At 68.1% G+C, this 18527-nt stretch carries 17 protein-coding genes; 3 read left to right on the top strand and 14 right to left on the bottom strand.

The features are described 5' to 3' along the window. Window positions 1-95: 95 nt before the first annotated feature. From fxlM to ACTWQA_RS41855, 5 genes are all read right to left on the bottom strand, one after another. Window positions 96-2141: a methyltransferase, FxLD system gene (gene fxlM, locus ACTWQA_RS41875; RefSeq protein WP_443164441.1), complete on the bottom strand. Its 2046-nt coding sequence runs from the start codon at window positions 2139-2141 to the stop codon at window positions 96-98. Window positions 2142-2205: 64 nt separating this feature from the next. Continuing rightward, on the bottom strand, window positions 2206-3270 hold the full coding sequence (locus ACTWQA_RS41870) for a lanthionine synthetase LanC family protein (RefSeq protein WP_443164440.1): 1065 nt from the start codon (window positions 3268-3270) through the stop codon (window positions 2206-2208). Further along, entirely contained in the window at window positions 3267-5300 is a 2034-nt protein-coding gene (locus ACTWQA_RS41865) for a lantibiotic dehydratase family protein (protein ID WP_443164439.1), read from the bottom strand. Before ACTWQA_RS41865 ends, ACTWQA_RS41870 begins: the two co-directional genes overlap by 4 nt. Before the next feature lie 77 nt (window positions 5301-5377). Further along, on the bottom strand, window positions 5378-5566 hold the full coding sequence (locus tag ACTWQA_RS41860; RefSeq protein ID WP_443164438.1) for an FxLD family lanthipeptide: 189 nt from the start codon (window positions 5564-5566) through the stop codon (window positions 5378-5380). 301 nt (window positions 5567-5867) lie between these two features. Continuing rightward, window positions 5868-6344, bottom strand: a complete 477-nt coding sequence (locus tag ACTWQA_RS41855) for a hypothetical protein (RefSeq protein WP_443164437.1) — start codon at window positions 6342-6344, stop codon at window positions 5868-5870. A 161-nt stretch (window positions 6345-6505) separates the two neighbouring features. Between ACTWQA_RS41855 and ACTWQA_RS41850 the strand changes: the two genes are divergently transcribed. Both ACTWQA_RS41850 and ACTWQA_RS41845 read left to right on the top strand, forming a co-directional pair. Next, entirely contained in the window at window positions 6506-7642 is a 1137-nt protein-coding gene (locus tag ACTWQA_RS41850; protein WP_443164436.1) for a hypothetical protein, read from the top strand. 17 nt (window positions 7643-7659) lie between these two features. Then, window positions 7660-8589 (top strand): inositol monophosphatase family protein, encoded by a 930-nt coding sequence (locus tag ACTWQA_RS41845; RefSeq protein ID WP_443164435.1) that lies wholly within the window; start codon window positions 7660-7662, stop codon window positions 8587-8589. A gap of 248 nt (window positions 8590-8837) precedes the next feature. On the opposite strand, the gene ACTWQA_RS41840 is transcribed toward ACTWQA_RS41845, so the two are convergent. From ACTWQA_RS41840 to ACTWQA_RS41825, 4 genes are all read right to left on the bottom strand, one after another. After that, a complete protein-coding gene (locus ACTWQA_RS41840; RefSeq protein ID WP_443164434.1) occupies window positions 8838-9005 on the bottom strand; it encodes a hypothetical protein in 168 nt (55 codons plus the stop codon). 135 nt (window positions 9006-9140) lie between these two features. Next, window positions 9141-10145: an integrase core domain-containing protein gene (locus tag ACTWQA_RS41835; protein WP_443164433.1), complete on the bottom strand. Its 1005-nt coding sequence runs from the start codon at window positions 10143-10145 to the stop codon at window positions 9141-9143. Between the two features lie 340 nt (window positions 10146-10485). Next, the gene (gene sodN, locus ACTWQA_RS41830; RefSeq protein WP_443164432.1) at window positions 10486-10881 is read right to left on the bottom strand and encodes a superoxide dismutase, Ni; all 396 of its coding nucleotides are present in this window, start codon (window positions 10879-10881) and stop codon (window positions 10486-10488) included. 37 nt (window positions 10882-10918) lie between these two features. Next, window positions 10919-11452 carry a flavin reductase family protein gene (locus ACTWQA_RS41825; protein WP_443164431.1) on the bottom strand — a complete coding sequence of 178 codons (534 nt, stop codon included), beginning with the start codon at window positions 11450-11452 and terminating at the stop codon, window positions 10919-10921. A 421-nt stretch (window positions 11453-11873) separates the two neighbouring features. On the opposite strand from ACTWQA_RS41825, the gene soxR reads away from it, so the two are divergent. Beyond that, complete coding sequence (gene soxR, locus ACTWQA_RS41820) at window positions 11874-12329, top strand: redox-sensitive transcriptional activator SoxR (protein WP_443164430.1); 456 nt, start codon at window positions 11874-11876, stop codon at window positions 12327-12329. Between the two features lie 236 nt (window positions 12330-12565). On the opposite strand, the gene ACTWQA_RS41815 is transcribed toward soxR, so the two are convergent. From ACTWQA_RS41815 to ACTWQA_RS41795, 5 genes are read right to left on the bottom strand one after another with little or no spacing between them, the layout of a single operon-like run. Further along, complete coding sequence (locus ACTWQA_RS41815) at window positions 12566-12709, bottom strand: hypothetical protein (RefSeq protein ID WP_443164429.1); 144 nt, start codon at window positions 12707-12709, stop codon at window positions 12566-12568. Further along, window positions 12706-15297, bottom strand: a complete 2592-nt coding sequence (locus ACTWQA_RS41810) for a glycoside hydrolase family 78 protein (RefSeq protein ID WP_443164428.1) — start codon at window positions 15295-15297, stop codon at window positions 12706-12708. The genes ACTWQA_RS41815 and ACTWQA_RS41810 overlap by 4 nt, the downstream gene beginning before the upstream one ends. A 1-nt stretch (window position 15298) precedes the next feature. Next, window positions 15299-16126: a carbohydrate ABC transporter permease gene (locus ACTWQA_RS41805; RefSeq protein ID WP_443164427.1), complete on the bottom strand. Its 828-nt coding sequence runs from the start codon at window positions 16124-16126 to the stop codon at window positions 15299-15301. Then, window positions 16123-17058 carry a carbohydrate ABC transporter permease gene (locus ACTWQA_RS41800; RefSeq protein ID WP_443164426.1) on the bottom strand — a complete coding sequence of 312 codons (936 nt, stop codon included), beginning with the start codon at window positions 17056-17058 and terminating at the stop codon, window positions 16123-16125. The genes ACTWQA_RS41805 and ACTWQA_RS41800 overlap by 4 nt, the downstream gene beginning before the upstream one ends. After that, complete coding sequence (locus ACTWQA_RS41795) at window positions 17052-18362, bottom strand: ABC transporter substrate-binding protein (RefSeq protein WP_443164425.1); 1311 nt, start codon at window positions 18360-18362, stop codon at window positions 17052-17054. Before ACTWQA_RS41795 ends, ACTWQA_RS41800 begins: the two co-directional genes overlap by 7 nt. Window positions 18363-18527 lie beyond the last annotated feature (165 nt).

The following is an 18527-nucleotide window of genomic DNA, read 5'->3' as shown; positions in this document are numbered from 1 at the left end:
GATGCGCTCCGACAGGGGTTTGCCGGGCGGTTGGTACGGCAGACCAGCGGGATGCGGGCGGCGATCGCAGGGTTCATCACGACGCTGTGTCCCTTCTACGGCCAGTCGATCACGAGGCGGCTAGCGGGTTTGTCGATGATGAAGCGCGGGTCGGCCGCCTTGAGAAGGTCACGGCTGCCGCCGGTGGCCATGCGGAAGCCGGGAGCCGGGGCGTGGTTGCCGTAGTCGCGATCCCATTCATCGATCGCCGCAGCGACCTGCTCGGCCAGGGCGGTGGCACGCGGGCCGTGACCGATGACGCCGATCTCCCAGAAACGCCCCTTGGCGTCTTCGCCTTCGCGGACGGTCAGGTAGGCCAGGGTGTCGCTGTCGAGCGCGGCCATCGATCCCCACGCGAAGTGCGGCGTGAATCCCGGACGGTTGCCGGGCATGCGGGACAGCCCGTTCGGCAGGACGCACGCCAGCCACAGATACACCCACTGCCATGGGTCGCCTTGCCGGAACTTCACCCCGGTGTAGATCGGGTGCGCGGGGGTGTCGAGGATCGTGCGCATCGACTCGCGGTCGACGAGTTGCTCGCTGAAGGTCTCCAGGTGGACATCGCCTTCCCCGTCGATCTGGACGCGGGTGTAGATGTCGTCGCAGATGCCCTTGCGCAGCGGCACGAAGGTCGCCATCTCGCAGGAGACCGTCTTCCAGGTGTCGCCGTCGCGCTTGAAGGCGAAGGATCGGGAGATGCTGCCGCGGATGCGCATCGGGATGATCAGACGGCCGTCGGGGGCGAGCTGGTCGAGTACCTTGGCCGGCATGTCGCCGGCACCCACGGTGAACTGGATGCGGTCGTAAGGAGCGTGCTCGGGCAGCCCGGCCGCGCCGTCGCCGAGCACCGCGGTCACGTTGTTGGCCCCAGCGGCTTGCAGGTGCCGTTGAGCGGTGTCGACGAGGTCCTGGTCGACGTCGATGGTCCACACCCGGCCGGTCGGGGCGACGAGGTGGCCGAGGAGCGCGGCGTTGTAGCCCGTGGCGGCTCCGGCCTCCAGGATGTTCTGGCCTGGCCGCGCGCCCACCTGCTCCAGCTGGGTGGCGACGATGGACGGCGCTGAGATACACGAGATCATCTCGCCGCTGGCGTCGTGCTTGATCGCCACGGCGTCGTCGACGTAGGCGGCCTCGACGGCGGCGTCGGGGATGAACGCGTGGCGCTCGACCGTACGGAACGCCTCGATGATCTCTGGGGTGCGCTGGTGACTGGAGTCGATGTACTTGGCCACCATGGCCTCGCGCAGCTCGGTTGGGTCGACGGTGGTAGTGATGGTGGTCTCCATCCTGGTGAAGGTAGGTGTTACCGGTGAGGAGGGGCTGGTAGACGCGGCCGCCGATGCGGTATCTCCGAAGGCGGCCTGCCAGCCGAGCCAGGCCGCTGCGGCTTGCTCGGCCACGGGCGTGCCGGCACGGTTGAACGCGAAGATGGCGTGGTGGGTGAGGACAGCGCGCAGCCCCCGCCTCAGATGCCCGCCCTTCGCGAGCCGGCCGAGACGCCGACCGGCGTCCTGGAACGCGGCCACGCGCTCGACCCAGCCCGGTTCGGGGTGGGGCCGCTGGGCGGCGTCGGCGTTCATGAAGCGCCGCATCGCGGTGATCGCCGCCGCCCGGCGCGCTGCGGCGGGCGGGTCGATCGCAGGGCGGAGTTCGCCGATCTTCGCCCACACGTCGCCGACCTCGAACGCGTCAAGCCCGGCCGCCCGAAACATCGCCGACAGCAGCAGGATGCACCGCTCCCTGCTGTCGGGACTGCCGGTCTCGGCCAACGCGGCGGGACTGTCGGCGCACCACACCTCGTGCGCGATGGCCATGCCCTGCGGGCCGCCGAACGCGTCCGTCTCAGGTTCATAGACGCCGCCGACCCATCCGGCCACCACCTGCTCGGCGACAAGCCGGTCGAGCAGGGCGCCAACGAACTGATCGGTGCGCAGCCGCAGCCCGCCTTCCTTGCGCAGGAAGTGGAAGCGCCGTCCGGCCAGCGCAGCCGAAACCTTAGCCGCCGCCTCCGGGCTCACCCCGGCGTCGGCGGGGAAACGGATCGTGGCCTGCCACCACTCCGGCTCGACCGGTGGGGCCAGGTTGTCCTCGTAGCTGTCCATGGTGTCGAGTCGCTCCTGATCGCTCCGTTTTGCTTCGTGTTCGTGCCAGGTGGTCCTGCGAGGGTCAGTGAAGTAGCAGAGCGCAGGTCCAGCCGGTGAGATCCGAGCCCTCCAGCGCCAGTTGCGCCCCGGCGCGCCCTTCCAGAAATCCGGGTTTGGTCAGGTCGCCGAGTCCGGCGGCCAGGCGTTGGCGTGCGTGCTGGATGCTCGTAGTGAACCGGCCGGGGGTGGCGCTGTCGGCAGCGATGGCGGTGATGACGGTCAAGATCCCGGCCCAGCCGTGACACAGCGACGCATCGCTCACCCGGCCGAGCCGATCCGCGTCGAGCAGCGCCGCCAGCGCCGCGTCCTCGGCCTTCTGCCTGCGGGCCGGGTCGCACAGCGCGAGCGCGGCCAGTTGCAGGGCGCGGGCGATCCCCAGATCCCCATAGCACCACGACGGCCGCGAAGGAGACACCCGCGGCGGTTCGTCGGCGGTGAGCTGGTCGAGGGTGATCCAGTAGGAGCCGCCGAACTCCTCCAGCCAAGTCGCGAACGTCTTGATGGCCTCGCGCTGGCCGTCGACATGGAAGCTCCGGCGAGCGGCCAGTGCCAGCAACGCCAGGGGCCCAGCGATGCCGTGCGCGATGCCGTTGTTGCTATGACCGCCAGACACCTCCACCTCGTGCGTGGGGGTGTCCGGCGACCACCAGCCCGGCAGCATCCGGCCGTCAATCTTGATCGGGCGCGCCAGCGACACCAGGTAGGTCAAGACCTCTTCGAGCAGCGGTGAGGAGCCGGGCCGGACCAGCAGGAGCGCCCCCAGCCCGGTCAGCCCGCTGATGAGGTCGAACTCCGCCAGCGACGGCAACCGCCCCTCCTGCTGCCGCCGGCGGGCGGCGGCCAGACGAGCGGCTACAACCTGGTCGACACCTGCCTGCACGTCGCGATCGACGCGCCCGGCGCGACCGAGGACGAACTCCAGCGCCGGGGCTCCGTGATACAAGCTCGCGTTGGAGCCGGTGCTGACCCCGCCGGAGACTGCCTCCTGCAGCAGGGGGTGCGCGCCGGCCAGATCGGCACGCTCGATGTGCAGCAGCGCCTGGCCGAGTGCGCCCTCTGCCAGGGCTTGTGTGGCGAGTGCGCTCATCGCCGCGACTCCAGCGAGACGACGATGCTGTGCGCCCGCCCGCCGATCCACCCATCGGCATCCGGCGGCGGCGCCTCATGCAGCACCGCGACCGGTGTCCCGCTCAGGTGCGCGCGCAGCAGGTCCACGTCCATCTCCCGCGCCAGGTCCAGCGGCAGATGCTGGTCATCGACCGCAAGCAGGACCCGCTCGGGAACCCCTGCCCTGCCGCGCCAGGCGTGCAACTGCTCAGCCCACGCCTCCAGGCGCGCCGTACGGCCGGGCAGCTTCCGGGCGTGGAGCTGCCAGCGAGCGGCGACCAGGACGGTACGCCGGTAGTGCACGGCCGGGGTGAACGGCAACGTCCACGCGGCGCCCCAGTCGAACCAGGTCACCTGCGCCGTGGCGGCACGGCTGATCTCGGCCAGGAACCGGACCAGCGGCGGCGTGTAGCTGTTCCACAGAAAGTTGATCGCCGTAGGTGCCAGCAGTTCCAGGCGCTCCCCCGTCGCGGCCACCGCCAGATAGAGGTGACCGTCGCGAGAGCCGACGACCAGATCACGGGGATGCAGGACGTTCTCCCCCGCATCTCGATACTCGCCGACGCTGACCAGATTCGGCAGGACGCGCGGAGCCCGGGTGAGCAGATCGGCCTCGGCCCGGGTTGGGTGGAACGACAACTGCGCCGACGTCGCGTCGGGCGCGACGGTGGGCAGGTCGGCGTATCCGGCGGCCAGGTCCGGCAACAGATGCCAGAACCTCCCGGACATGGCGCCGGCCGCGCGGGAGACAGTCTGGACGCGCAGCCGGAAGTCGCCCGCGTCGAGCGCCGCCACCGTCCGAGCCTGGATTTGGGCGCACACTTCGAAGTGCGGCGCGGGCACGAGGTTGGTGAACGGCTCGGCCGCGGCGGCCTCCAACTCCTCGACCATCGCCTCGGACAAGATCACCGAACGGTTGCCCTCGACGGCGGCAGCCCCGGCCAGATCCAGCAGCAACCGGTCACGGCGTGACATCGGCCGCGGCGGCTCCGACAACACGCTGAACCCGTCCGGCAGGCCAAGCCCGACGCTGGGGTGGGTGAGCTGCTCCACCGAGACCTCGGTCCCCTCGCCGAAGTGATCGACGAACCGCTCGATATAGCGCCGCCAGGCCGGAGTACCGGCGGGATGCGTTGCGAGGCGGGCCAGTATCGTCGCCGCAGTCTCCATCTCGACCGCGACGGTGTCGGGCAGCCGCACCTCGGCGTCCAACCGCATGTCCACCGCTGTGCGCTCGCAGGCGGTGAGAAGCGGGGACGGCACGACGGCGGCCGGGTCGGTGATGGTGGCGGCGGCCCGCAGACGGGAGCGCAGCAGGCGCGTGCGCAGGAGGTCCGCAACCAGCTCCGCGCGGCGGCGGCATTCGACGTGCGGAAACTCGGCGGCGAGTTTGCCGAGCAGGGCAGCGTCCGGGATCGGGGAGTCGGCGGCCTGCAGCACCAGTTCCACTGCCGTCGTCGACATCAGGGTGAACTCGTCCGCTCCCTCGGCCGGAACGTGAACACGGCCGTCGAAGACGCGGGCGAGGTTGTTCACGCACACCTCGACGTCGGCCATCCGCCTCTCATCCGTCTCCCACGCGGTGATCGCCGAGTCCAAGGCTGTCGGGTCGGGCCGGTGGACGGCCTCGTGCGCATCACCGACGCGCACGAGCGAGCTGCCGCCGAACTCGACCAGGACGACCCCGGCGAACAGACCGAACGGCGTGGAGCGATGCGCGTAGCGCAGGGCGTACCGGGCGATGGCGAGCGCAGCGCGTCTGGCACGGCGCACGTTGTTCACCTGCCCGTCGAGCACAGCCCTGACCTGCCGCGCCAGATCCGGACTGGCGTTGGTGACCGCCTGCCGGAAGGACTCATCCGCCCACACCGCAGACAGCCACGACCGCCATCGCTCGATCGAGCAGCCGGGCTTCGGCCAGTCCGGAAGGTGAGGTGGGGTCAGATGGATCGTGGCGCGTAGCATCGCGGTGCCGGTGCGCCGATACCGCCTGATCCGCGTCCGTGTCATCGTGTTCACTCCGTTCCTACTCACCCTCCGGGGGCGCAGGCCCGGGCCCGTTGAGGGGACCCGGGCCGATGGCTGGTCTATGACGTGGTGCAGGCGCTCGGGCAGGAGCTGCCGCACGTGTCACCGGTGCCACACCTCAGCGACGTGTTGGCCGCCGGGGTGTTCTCCGTGAGCTTGATGTCGAGGTCGAACGGGTCGAACGCGGCTTCCCCAACGGCGACAGCGTCCGCCCGACCGATGCTCGGCTCGATGGTCGAAGTGCTCATGACCTCTGCTCCTGTTCTGCGTTGGGTGTTCCCGAGGGGAGGGCATCTGTTGCCCGCCTCCGTCTTCCTCCTCGACCGGCACGGCCCACTTCTGCTAACAGGCAGGTGGTGGAGCGTTGGTGAACCCGTCCCCGCGCCCTCGCGTGAGGAAAGGAGCCACCAGGTCCGGCCCGTACCTCGGTCCGCCGCCGATCGCGTGCACACCTGGCACAGCTGCTTAGACATGCAGCGCCATTGGCGGCGGGTGTTGACCGTCCTGAAGTCGGGCCTGCGCTCGTCGGCGTAGCTCAGCCGCTCCCCCTCACGGTGTGGCTGCCAGCCCAAGACGTGACGCTCCAGGGCCTCCCCGGTCCACCCGATCACGTACGGGTAGCGGAACCCTGTCTCCGACGCCCTGGTGGCCGGGCTCATGAGCCCTCCCGGTCATAGCCCGGAATGAGCACCGCCACCTCACCTGCTCGGGTGCCTCGGCGGGCACCACGTACGGCTTGCTCTGCTCAGCGGGGACCGCCACGTAGAAGCAGCTCAGGTCCACGCTGGCGGTGACCGCAGCCACGATCTTGCCCTGCCGGTCCCAGATCTCCAGCGCCGGCATGTGGTAGCGGGGGAAGGTGCAAGGCTGCGCGTCCCGCAACTCCATGCTGATCAGCATCACGCGCAGGCACGGGATATGCCGCCGCTTCAACTCCTGCTGCACCGGCTCCAACGCATCGTAGAACTGATCGGCGGTCTCAGCGGATACGCCCTTGCGGCGGGAGGAAACGTGTCCGGGTGGCATGACAACGACGTTAGGACTGCACGACTTACTGTCACACCTCTGAGCTGGCCGCAATCACCCCGATCCCTAGGCGAAGCTGAGCTGCGAGTTTGTATCAACTCCCATACCATTGCCCATTGGAATGGGTAACCTGATGGGCGTTTCCCGAGAGGAGGCACCCGATGCGTGGACAACGATCAAATACGGGAAGCCCTCAGGCACGAGGTCGCAAACTAGCACGTATCGGAAAGCAATTCTGGGAAGAGAGCGGATCGGTCAAAAAGGCCGCTATAGAGCTGATGAATCAGCATCCGGACATCTGTAGCCTCCAAGCCCACCGGTACGTATGCGGCCTCTCCCAGGACCAGGCCGCGGTCCGCTACAACAGCGTGACCGGCCACCAGACCAGCCTCGGCGGCACATCCGTCAACGCCTGGGAGACCTGGGCGCGAGAGCGGGGCTCGGCAGGCTCACCGCCCAGCTTCGCCAGCCTTCTCATCCTGGCCGCCGCCTACGGCGGCGGTCCCACAGGCACCGCCGAGGAGAGCATCTCCCCCAGCGACCTGGTGGCCGAGGCCTATGAGCGCCTGGCCGTGGAGGACCAGCTCGCCCTGAAGAGATTCACCACAGCCAAGCCCGCCAGCCGGGCGGAGCACCCGCTGGCGCCTACAGGGCCCCCTGCCGAACCCCGTACCCGGAAGATCCCCGCCGAGGTGAACAACGTCGGTCCGGACTTCGGTCTCGCCGTCCCCACGGTCGAGTACGGCAATCCTGTGCGGCTGGTCTACTCGCTGCCCAACCCAGAGCCAGGTGAACTGTTGAACCTCACCTGGGCCTCCTTCGGATACGGCATCGAAAGACTCATCCACCAGATCAAGAACATCGGCCGCCGCACCGATGTGGACGCCTGCTTCGGCATCAACGAAGCGGGGCTCGTGATGGCGACCTTCCTCGCGTCTGCTCAATTCGGTCGATGCCCCATCGGCTATTTCAAATGCAGCAAGAGCCGCGATTTCATCGCGCTCGACAAAGCCTCGATGAACCCCGAACTGCCTGAATCCCCGACCATCGTTCTGTGTGACTTCGAGGTCAAGCATGCCGACGTGGTGGGCTTCATCTCCCGGGAGATCCGCAGCCGCTACCCAGGAGCGGAGATCTACTTCGCGGTGTTCGGGGCCATGACGAAGGGGAAGCTCGAAGTCAGCGACTTCGACGATCTGACGGGCGCGAGCATCATGCGGGCGGCAAACTTCAAGGCGGTGTTCGTCGCCGCGACGATGAGCCCTCCCGGCATCGAGCCGCCGCTAGAGCTGCGCTGAACCAACGGAGGTACACCGTGAACGCCTCACCCCCGCTTCCCGGCCTGGCCCACCAGCTCGCCGACCTGGTCGCCCTGGTGATCAGCGAGATTAGGCCCCGCCTGATCCAGGCTGCCCTGTCGGGTGAGCGTTCAGAGGCCGCCAACCTGCGGCACGCCGACAACTTCCTGTCCGCCCACGACCTGTGGATGCACGAGCGCTACCGGGAGCTCCTGACTGCGATCATCCCCTCATTCGTCTACGCCTCAGAAGAGGCCGAGCCGCAGGTCATCGGCGACGACCCCGACCCTGACCTGTGCGTCCTGGTCGACCCACTCGACACCAGCGAGCTGGCCGTGCGGGCCCTGCACGGCTACACGCACGTCATGGTCTACTCCCGCAGTCTTGCCCGGCCCGTCGCCGCCGTGATCGGCGACATCTTCCACCACCTGCAGATCTATCTCGCCGCTCGCGACGAGGCCGGCCGGGATCAGGCGTTCATCATCACCGCGGAAGGCAAGACTCACGAGCTGAGGCTCCATCGCTTCGCCGAGCTGCGGGAAGCCCTGATCACCAACTACCTCATGAAGCCCGTGGAGAGGCTTCGACCGCTCGCACTGCAGACGGGCTTGATCGATGCGCTGAACCAGCCATCGGACGACGGGGCGGTCCGCGGCCGTATCGGGGTCGACTTCGGGTCCGTCAGTCTGTGCCATGTCGCGGCGGGATTCACCGACGCGGTGATCGAGTTCGCCAAAGGGTTCGCCGTCTGGGACCTCGCACCCGGACACTACGTTCTCGACGCTGCGGGCGGCGTGGTCCTCGATCTCGAAGGCCGGCCCATCTCCCTGGACTATGGGTTCGGAAGCTTGGCCGATATCAACCGGGCCATGGACCGCCGGCAAGCGTTCGTGGCCGCTTCGAGCGCGCCGCTTGCCCACGACATCCTCGCCTCCATGGGCGTGTAGATGAAGAACTAAGCGATCACAGAAGTGAGCTGCCCCGCTCGGCAGGGAACTTGCTGATCGCAGCCTGATCGCGAGTACGGTGCGGGGCAGGGGTGCCGAAGAAGTACGGAGACATCACCGGCTACCCGTGAGCCGCCGTCTCCGCTCGGCAAGATCCTCCCGGCTGTGCGACACCGTCAGTAGATGGGGTCGGCCCCTGGCGGGAACCCCGGCTGCCATCTCACTGCCAGCCGGCGATTCGCACAACGTCAGGTCGGAAGATGCCCGGCTCGTTCGGTTGCCAGCTCCTGCAGCCAACGTCGCGCCCGTGCCCGGCTCGTCAGGACTACCACGTTCTTTCCGGCCGCGAACTCGCGGATCTTGGCCAGTACCTGGGGACGCATCTTCCGTCGGGAGCCGAGCACGTAGGTGATCACGTCCCAGTTGATCCTGTGCCGCTCGAATATTGAGTTTTCCTGGGCTGAGCTGCGGTTAAGCGGCGTGGTCGTATTCGCTGATCACGCCTGCGACGACGGGTCTTCGGCGGATGGACCGCAGGTCGTTGAGTTCGGTCACGTCGCGAGCGGGCTGTGTTGCCATGTCCGGGGGCCGTTGGTGCCGGGACTGGTGCGGCCGCCGTTGTAGTGAATCGGGTACTCGCGAAGCACCAAGGCAAGATGGCGTTCACTGAGGATCAAGATCCGGTCCAACAGTTCGCGGCGCAGGGTGCCGATGACCCGCTCGCAGATGGCGTTCATCCTCGGCGTCCGCGGCAGAGTGGTGATGATCCGAAGCCCTTCGGTTGTGAAGACCTCCCGAAAGGCGACGGTGAAGAGCGGGTCCCGATCGTGGATTAAGAACGGCAGCCCGGCGATGCGCTCCCCCAGGTCCATCACCAGGTTACGGGCCTGCTGCACCGTCCACGCGCCGGTCGGGTGCGCGGTTACTCCGGCCAGGCGCAGTCGGCGGGTGCCGTGCTCGATGAAGACCAGCACGTACAGCCGTTTAAGCAGGATCGTCTCGACCATCAGGAAGTCGCACGCGATGATCGCGTGGGCTTGAGCAGTCAGGAACTGCCGCCAACTCGGCCCGGCCCGGCGGGGTGCCGGATCGATACCGGCCGCGTGCAGGATCTCCCACACCGTGGAGGCCGCGATCGTGTACCCCAGGCGGGCCAGCTCGCCCTCGATTCGGCGATGCCCCCAGGTCGGATTCTCCCGCGCCATCCGCACAATCACCGCCTTGACCGGCCGTCGAGTGCAAGGCCGACCCCGGCGCCGCTTGTCGGTGAAAGTCCACTTCCGCGCCACGAGGCCGCGATGCCAGCGCAAGATCGTCGCAGGGGTTACCGGGAACACCTCGGCCCACCGGCGGCGCTGGATCAGTCGAGACAATGCCGCGAACCAGAGCCGGTCGGCACGACCCCACCGCGGCCGGCCTCCGAGTTGACGGCGGAGCACCTGATTCTCGTGTCGGAGCACCAGCAGCTCAGCCTCCCTGGGCGCATCAGAGCGGACCAGCACCGCCAGAAGGCCGAATAAGCACCGAACCACCCGGTAGATCAGCGACAACAACACGCCGCGATGGTGACAGCCGCCGCACTGCTCGCGCAGCAGAATCCCAGCTCAGAACCCAAAACCGTGTTTTCGAGCGGGACAGGATCGAGCAAACCCGCTGCACGCAGAGCCCGCTCACCCTGCCATCAAGGAGAAACGCAGATGCCGCACGTTCAGAGCGCAGCGCTTGCGAACAGAAAGCCGCGCACCTGGTTACGCCGTAAGACCCTCGCCAGGGTTGCGATCGCCGTCGGCATCCTCGGCATCCTCACCCCCACGGCAACGACGCGTGCCGCGTTCGCCGCCGCGAACCCGTACCAGCGGGGCCCGGCGGCGCGAAGCAAACCCCCATCACGGCCTGTCAGGCGTTCTTGGTCTCCCAGAACACCTTGGCAATCTCGTCGATCTTGGCCAGCAGCCGGTCGGCTGCCTCGGCGTCGAGCGTGCCCTTGGTCCCGGCCGCGCCGGCGAGCTTGGTCGCCTCGTTGAAGAGGGTGTGGAGCTGGGGGTACTTCTCGAAGTGCGGGGGCTTGAAGTAGTCGGTCCACAGCACCCACAGGTGGTGCTTGACCAGCTCGGAGCGCTGCTCCTTGATCACGATGGCACGGGTGCGGAAGTCGGGGTCGTCGCTGTCCGCGGCCTTGGCGATGATCGCCCTGATCGACTCGGCCTCAATGCGCGCCTGCGCGGGGTCATAGACGCCGCAGGGCAGGTCGCAGTGCGCGGAGACCGTCAGAGTGGGCGCGAAGAGGCGCATAACGAATTTCCTTTCAAATGATGGTTATAGGGGCGGGTCAGAGGGGCCGCAGGGCCTGGGCGGGTCCGGCATGGACGGCGGGGCCCAGCGCTTCGCCGAGCGACCAGAAGCGGCGGTCGTGGTGCAGAAGGGGTGCAGCGCCGTCGCCGAGGCTGACCTCGTCGACCTCGACCAGCACCAGCCAGGCTTCCCCGGCCGGCAGCACACGTACGACCCGCCCGTAGAAGCCGGCCACGGCTCCGTCGAGAACCGGTGGATGGCCTGTTCGTACGATCCAGCCCTGCTCGGCGGTGAAACGGGGAGCCGAGCGATCGGCGAACGCCGCCGCCACCTTCGCCTGCGATGCCGCCAGCACGTGAACCACAAGTCGCGAGCTCTCGACCAGCTTGGGGCCGGATCTGCCGGAGCGGGACATTGAGAAGGACAGCATCGGCGGACTCGCGCTGACCGACGTCACGCTGGAGACGGTCGCCCCGACGGGCCCATTCTCAGTCGAGGCGGCAACGATCGTGACACCGGCGGCGTGCCGTCGAAATCCCGCCTTGAAGCGCTCGGCGAACTCGCTGGTCACCCTTCGCCGCCCGGCGAGCCGTTGTTGTCGAAGAACCGCACGTTCACACGGTCCTTCACATCCGCACACGGCTGGGCGACGACGTAGGTCATGATTCTCCCTTCGACGAACTCGACCGTATGTCCTCAAGCGCACTTGAGGTCCAGCTATGCGACCGTCTCGGCGCTGTGACCTTTGACACACGGCCTCACACGACAGCGGCACGCGATGGCCGGCTGACGCGTGTACGCCGGGGGGCGGCCGTGACCATCTGCCATGGTCCATGGAGAGTTGCCGGGAAACCTTGTGGAGTGAGCCGTCCTCGGCCACCGAGAGCGACTAATGCTTCCAGGTCATCGAGCTGGACAGGTCGGCACCGGGTGATGTGCCTATACTTCAAGCCCACTTGAGATTTCTGGCTGAGAAGGCAAGAGGAGGAGACGTGGAACCGACGCCTTCGGCACAAGGTGGAGAGGAACTGCTGACGATCGGCGAGGTCGGCCGACGCAGCGGGGTCGCCGTGTCGGCTTTGCGCTTCTACGAGGATCAAGGGCTTCTCACCTCGACGCGCACCGCGGGCAACCAACGCCGATACCCTCGCCATGTCCTGCGGCGGGTCTCCCTCATCAGCGCGGCGAAGCGCTTCGGGCTGCCCCTGTCGGATGTCAAGACGGCTCTGGCCGCGCTTCCGGCCGACGGTGCGCCGACCGCTGATGACTGGAAGCGGGCTTCGCGCGTCTGGAAGGAGCTCTTGGAGGAACGCCGCCGGGCACTGGACCGGCTCATCCACGAGATCAACGGATGCATCGGTTGTGGCTGCCTGTCGATGAAGGCGTGCGCGTTGCTGAACCCGGGCGACGTACTCGCCGAGACCGGCCCGGGTCCTCGCAGGCTCTGAGGCTTCCCCACTGCCGTTTGGTTTGAGCTCAACCTCGGGGACGGCCGCTCAGATCCCCCTGCCACGAGTGCGGAGGTAAGGAGTCCGCCCCTGGGTCCGTTGCACGCCGATGGGTCTTCGTGTCCAGGTCCAGCTTCACCACAAGCTCATCGATCATGCTCTGCCGTCGTAGTGGTCGAGATAGCGGCGAGCGTAGGAGACGGGCGCGATGCCGGCCGCCTCCAAACTCCGGGCCATCAGGACGAAGGAGCGGTTCTCATCCGGTTGTTGGAGAACCCGTGCACGAAAACGACCACGGGCCGCCTGGTCTCGCCGTCGGGGATGTGCAGGGTGGCGCGCAGCGTGCGTCCTTGGTGCTGGAACTCGTGAGCGCGGATCATCGGGTGGCAGTTGGGGGCACGCAACGGAAGACGTGATGTCCCGCGCCCACCTCGATGGGGGTGTCCGGGTCGGTGGGCAGGTGGACGGCGGCGGTGGTGTTGGCGGGGACGACGACGGTCAGCGTCAGCTCTTCGCCGGTGATCTCCCAGCCGGCCTCGGCCCGCCCGTACGGGGTGTCGAGCCGTGCGTGGGCGTGGGTCAGGCTGCCGCCGGGACGGGGACGGACGACGATCCGCCGGTAGCCCGGCTCGGCCGGGGCGAGCCCGGCGACGGTGCGGTGCATCCAGTCGGCGACCGCGCCGAGAGCGTAGTGGTTGAAGGAGGTCATCTCGCCGGGGTTGACGCTGCCATCAGGCAGCAGGCTGTCCCAGCGTTCCCAGATCGTGGTGGCGCCCATCGTCACCGGGTACAGCCAGGACGGGCACTCGGTCTGCAGCAGCAGCCGGTAGGCGTCGTCGATGGCGCCGGAGTCCGTGAGGGCGTCGCAAATGAGCGGGGTGCCGACGAAGCCGGTGCCGATGCGGTGGCCGTTCGTCCGCACGAGCTCTGTCAGGCGTTCGCCGGCGTGGGCGCGACGTTCTGCGCCGTCGAGGAGCCCGAATCGCAGGGCGAGGGCGTAGGCGGTCTGGGAGTCGCTGCTCATCTTGCCCTCGGACGTGGCGTATGCAGCGTCGAAGGCAGCCCCGGCGCGCTCGGCCAGATCGCGATAGCCGGCGGCGTCGGCCGCGCGGCCGAGCAGCGCGGCGGTCTCGCCGACCAGCCCGGCCGAGTAGGCGAAGTAGGCGGTGGCGACCAGGCCGGTGTCGGTCTGTGCCTCGAAGGGCCGCTCGGGCGGGGCGGCCGGGTCCAGCCAGTCCCCGTATTGGAAGCCGGTGTCCCACAGGAGGGTCTCGCCCGCCAGCTCGGCGATCCGGTCCACCCAGGCGCTCATGCTCGGGTACTGGCGGCGCAGCAGGCCGAGGTCGCCGGTGCGCTGGTAGAGCGTCCAGGGCACCACTACGGCCGCGTCACCCCAGGCGGCCGCCGCCACCGGGTCGGGCTCGGGCCTGAGGGACAGCCAGGGCACGAAGACGGGGACGGTGCCGTGCACGGTCTGCTCGGCCGCCAGGTCGGCGAGCCAGGAGGCGAGCGCTCCCGCGCAGTCGTAGAGGAAGGCGGCGGTGGGGGCGAAGACCTGGAGGTCGCCGGTCCAGCCGAGACGTTCGTCGCGCTGTGGGCAGTCGGTGGGAATGTCCACGTAGTTGCCGCGCATGCTCCAGCGGACGTTGTCGTGCAGCCGGTTCAGCAACGAGTTCGAGGAGTCGAACTCGCCGATGGGCCGCATGTCGGTGTGGCAGACGACGGCGAGCACGTCGTCTGGCCCCAGTTCCCCGGGCCAGTCGTCGATCCGGGCGTAGCGGAAGCCGTGGGTGGTGAAGCGCGGCTCCCACGTCTCGGGCTCCGCGTCGCCGCGCAGTGTGTACCGGTCGAGCGCGGCGGCGTGGCGCAGCGGCCGGAGGGCGAGGGCACCGTTCTCCAGGACCTCGGCGTGGCGGAGCGTGACCGTGTGCCCGGCGGGGCCCTGGACGCGGATGCGCAGGCGGCCGGCGATGTTCTGGCCGAAGTCGAGGATGGTCTCCCCGTCCGGGCCGGTCAGCACCTCTTTCGGGCGCAGTGTCTCCGTCCGGCGCACGGGCGGGCCGGTCGGGGCGACCAGCAGGCTCTGGTCGTGCGGAAGGGCGTCGGCGGGCAACCAGCCGGTGTCGTCGAAGCCGGCCCGCGACCAGCCGGCCGGCTCCAGGCGGGCGTCGTGCTTCTCTCCGTCGTACAAGCTGGCCGCGGTGACAGGGCCGGTCGCGCAGCGCCAGGTGTCGTCGGTGACGACGGTGTCGGTGGTGCCGTCGGCGTAGGTGATCTCCAGCTGGGCGATCAGCGCGGTGCGGTCGCCATAGACGGCGGACCGACCTCCGGCGAAGCCGATCCGCCCCCGCCACCAGCCGTCGGCCAGGGTGGCACCGATCGTGTTGGCGCCCTCGCGCAGCAGATGAGTGACGTCGTGGGTACGGTAACGCAGGCGGTGATGGTAGCTGCTCCAACCGGGGGCGAGCACGTCGTCGCCAACGACCTGGCCATTGAGCTCGGCCTCGTATGTGCCGTGGGCGGTGATGTACAGGCGGGCGCGCTCGACGGGCCGACGCGAGGTGAAGGTGCGGCGCAGCAGCAGCGCCGGCCCATCGGGGCCGCCGAGGAGGTCAAGCGGCGGCGCCGCGGCGCGGGCCTGCCAGTCGGCGGGGTCCAACAGTCCCGTCTCCGCCCAGGACCAGGGGCTCCAGTCGCTGGCCGAGCCGTCGTGACCGTGCACGCGCACCCGCGCGCCGCGTTGTTCACGCGAGCCCAGCTCCGGGCCCGGCCAGGGCACGAGCACCGAATCGCCCGACTCGACGAGGCCGGTAGTGGTGCCGTCGCTGAGCTCGATCTCGTAGCCCCGCTGCAGCCAGCCCGGCAGATCCGTCCGGACGATCCAGGACAGGCGCGGGGCGCTCTCGCCGATGCCGACGGGCTCGCGGTGGTGTTCGAAGGTGACCGGTTCGACGTTCAGGAAGGTCATGTCATCCCTTGATGGCGCCGGCCGTCATGCCGGCGACGATCTTGCGGTTGAAGAAGATGAACAGCAGCAGCGGCGGGATCGTGATCAGGACGATGTCCATGAACAGCAGGTTCCACTGGGTGCTGTATTGGCTCTGGAAGTTGTAGAGGGTGACCTGGACGGTGGCGTTGTCGTCGCCGGGGGTGAAGTAGAGCGGGTTGACGAAGTCGTTGAAGACGGCCACCGCACTGGTCAGGATGACCGTGATGGTGACCGGCCGCAGCAGCGGGAAGATCACGCGGAAGAACAGCCGCATCCCGCTGCAGCCGTCGATCTGGGCGGCCTCGTCCAGCTCACGTGGGATGGCCGCGATGAAGGCGCGGAACAACAGCACCGCGTACGACAGCCCGTAGGCGACCTCGACGAGGATCAGCCCGGGCAGCGTCTTGAACAGGCCGATCGCCTGCAGCAGCCAGATGGTCGGCACGATCGCGGGCGGGATGATCAATCCGGACAGCACCAGGAAGTTGGCCAGCGAGCCGATCTTGCCGGCCCGGCGTTGCAGCACGAAGGCGGCCATCGCGGCGAAGATGACGACCAGCGCGACGGAGGCGACGGTGAGGATCGTGCTGTTGACGAACGCGCGCAGCAGCACGTAGTCACGTGCCTCGACCACGGCTATGAAGTTCTGCACGATCGGCCAGCTCGCGGGCCAGGCGAAGTCGAGGTCCGCGGACTGGACCTGGTCCTTGACCGCGGTCAGCAGCATGAACGAGAACGGCACCAGGAAGATCACGGTGGCCAGAACCAGCGTGATCGTCTCGGCGCTGAGCTTCTTGAGCGTTCTCATACGGCGACCTGCCTCTTGCCCAGGACGTAGTTGAGTGGGACGACGATGGCCGTCACGACGAGGAACAGCAGCACGTTCCCGGCCGTGGACAGGCCGAAGAAACCGGCCTGGTACTGCTTGTAGATGATCGAGGCGATGGTATCGCTGGTGAAGCCGGGCCCGCCGCGAGTCATCGTCCAGATGAGGTCGAAGGAGCGCAGTCCGCCGATGAACGACAGGATGATCACCGAGTACGTGGCGGGCCACGACAGCGGGAGCGTCACGTGCCGGAACCGGTGCCAGGCGTTGCCGCCGTCCACGGCGACCGCCTGGTAGTAGTCGCGCGGGATGGACATGATGCCGGCGATGTAGATGACAGTGGCCAGGCCGACGCCCTTCCACACGTCCACCAGCGCCACCGACAGCAGCGCGGTGTTGGCGTCACCGAGCCAGTCCGCCCCGGAGACGCCGACCAGCGCGAGGGCCTTGTTGACAAGGCCGGTGTCGGGCCGCAGCAGCGCGCTGAAGGTGATGCCGACCGCCACGGTGGACACCAGCACGGGGAAGAACACCACCGAGCGCAGGAAGCCGCGCAACCGGAGCCGGGAGGTGAGCAGGACACCGAGCAGCAGCCCGAGCACGACTTTCAAGCCGCTGGTGACGACCGCGTAGATGACGGTGTTCTGGAAGCCGATGCGCAGGTTCTGCTCGGACAGGAAGTCGCGGAAGTTCTGCAGGCCGACGAACTCGCTGTCGAACAGCGTCCAGCGGGTCAGCGCGAAGTAGAACGCCATCACTGTCGGCACCAGGAAGATGACCAGGTAGACGACGGCGGCCGGCAGGTACAGCGCGTACGGGTAGGCCGATCGGCGTTTCGCAGGTGAGTGGGCGTGCCGATGGCCAAGCGGCGCGCCGGACCCCCTGCGGGGCCCGGCATGCTGCTTCGTCACCATCCGGCGAGTCCCAGTTGCTTGGCCTGCTTCTCGACGTCCTTGTCGTACTGGGCCGCCCCTTCGGCGGGTGGTGTCAGGCCGGAGCCGACGGCGACGGTGATCTGCTCCAGCGAGGGGCCTTTGATGGGCGACAGGAACTCCAGCGCGGGCGTGGTCGCGCCCTGGTCGATGTAAGCCTGCAGGTCCTTGGCCACCTGCAGGGCGTCCTCAGGCAGTTTGGAGCCCTTGATCCGGTATGGTCCGGACGGCTGCACGGCCGTGGTCACCGCCTCCGTTCCCGCGGGTGAGGCGACGAAGGCCAGGAACTTCTTGGCCGCCTCCAGCTTCTCAGTGGTCTTGGAGATGTAGATGGCGTTCGGCTCCCAAACGGTGGCGCCGTTCTTGGCCGGGTCGTCGCCCGGGATGCCGAACAGGCCCACGTCGGTGGCCGTCTGCGGGTAGGTGGCCAGCAGCGGCGGCAGCAGTGCGCTGAGCATGGGGTAGTGCGCGCCCTTGCCCTCCACCAGCATCTTCAGGCCTTGGTCGAGAGTGGCCGAGCCGAAGCCCTTGTTCATGTAGTCCTTGGCGTGCACGTCCGCCAGGTGCTGGAAGCCGCCGGCGGCGACAGGGGTGGTCGCGTACTTGGCCTTGCCTGCGGTGTAGTCCTGGGCGAAGGTCGGCACGGCGGCCTGCACGTTGTGGTAGTCGGCGAGCACGAAGATCTGCGAGGTCCAGGTGTCCTTGAAGGTGCCGATCAGCGGGGTGATCCCGGCGGCCTTGATCTTGTCGTTGTTGGCCATGAACTCGGCCCAGGTCTTCGGGACCTGCAGGCCGAGCTTGTCGTAGACCTTGCGGTTGTACAGGATGCCGCCGCCGGTGAGCGTGCTCGCCGGGACGCCGTACACCTTGTTCTCGTTCGTCACCACCGGCAGGTAGTCCGGCTGGACGTTGGCCAGAACCGGGTCGCCGGTGAGGTCCACGAGGGTCTGCGCCGGATTGAGCGCCTGCAGCAGCGAGCCGGAGTTATACCAGAACACGTCCGTCATCTCGCCGGTGGACAGCCGGGTCTTGACGACGTTGTCGCCCTCGCTGCCACCCGGCCGCGACTCGGTGTCGATCTTGATGGTGGGGTTGGCCTTCATAAAGGCGTTGGCCAGCGCCGCAGCGATGTCCACGGCCGTCTGGTCGGATCCCGTCTGGAAGGACAAGGTCACGGTGTCGCCGGCAGCGGGCTCCGAGCTGGAGCTGGATCCGCAGGAGGTCAGGGCCGCCGTTGCGAGCACGGCCAGGGCCACGGCAAGCGTGCGGTGGGAGGTTTCCAACACAACCCCTCCAGGGCTATTGAATCGTTTTAAGCGATCCCCCGCTGCGGTTAACGTAGGCGTTACTTGAGAGGGTGTCAAGGCATGATTTGGGTAACGTTTCCCACTCTTTATGCAGATGAAACGGGCAATCAATGGACCCCAGGAGTAACGTTTCCCTTGCTGACC

Source organism: Nonomuraea sp. 10N515B (assembly GCF_052245915.1).
Taxonomy (GTDB): Bacteria; Actinomycetota; Actinomycetes; order Streptosporangiales; family Streptosporangiaceae; genus Nonomuraea.
This window is presented reverse-complemented; position numbering and strand designations above follow the sequence as displayed.